General features: G+C 38.7%; 1 protein-coding gene. It reads left to right on the plus strand.

Annotation, left to right across the window (positions count from 1 at the left end; all coding sequences use genetic code 11):
- The coding region (locus CP355_RS10010) for an IS30 family transposase (RefSeq protein WP_098044454.1) at positions 1–752 on the plus strand (752 nt) is incomplete at both ends.

Raw genomic sequence — 752 nt, forward strand, 5'->3', positions numbered from 1 at the left:
AAATCAGACTTCTTGAAGAAATCTGACTTTATCAAGTATGTCAATAAGCATTTCTTTGAAGACAATTGGTCACTTGATGTATGTGCCAATCGCTGCTTGGCTGTGGGTGAATTTAGCAGCGACCAGATAGTCTGCACTAGAACTCTATATAACTATGTAGATCAAGGCTTGTTGGCTATCAGAAACTCTGATTTGCCTGAGAAGTTAAAGCGTAATACTAAAATTCATCGTGTTCATAAGAACAAGAAGAAATTAGGTCGAAGCATTGAAGAACGCCCTAAAGAGATTAATGATCGAAAAGAGTTTGGTCACTGGGAATGCGACCTAGTCTTAGGACATAAGACTAGAGATGATCAAGTACTGCTAACTTTGTCTGAGCGAATGAGCCGTGAGTTTCTAATCTTGCGTATTCCAGACAAGACAGCTGCCAGTGTTATGAGCGCTTTTCAAACTCTACATAAGCAGTATAGTGAGCACTGGAATGAAATCTTCAAGACAATTACAACTGACAATGGTTCAGAGTTTGCGGATCTTTCCAATCTAGAGGAAGTATCTAATACCTTAGTCTATTACGCCCATCCATATACTTCTTGCGATAAAGGCACTGTTGAAAGACATAATGGGCTCATTCGCAGATTCATTCCTAAGGGTGATTACATCAATAACTATTCTCTTCAGGAAATCATTGACATTGAAACCTGGTGCAATTCGCTACCAAGAAAAATATTGGCATATCATACACCAGATGAAAT

The organism is Lactobacillus sp. UMNPBX4 (assembly GCF_002554115.1).
Taxonomy (GTDB): domain Bacteria; phylum Bacillota; class Bacilli; order Lactobacillales; family Lactobacillaceae; genus Lactobacillus; species Lactobacillus gallinarum.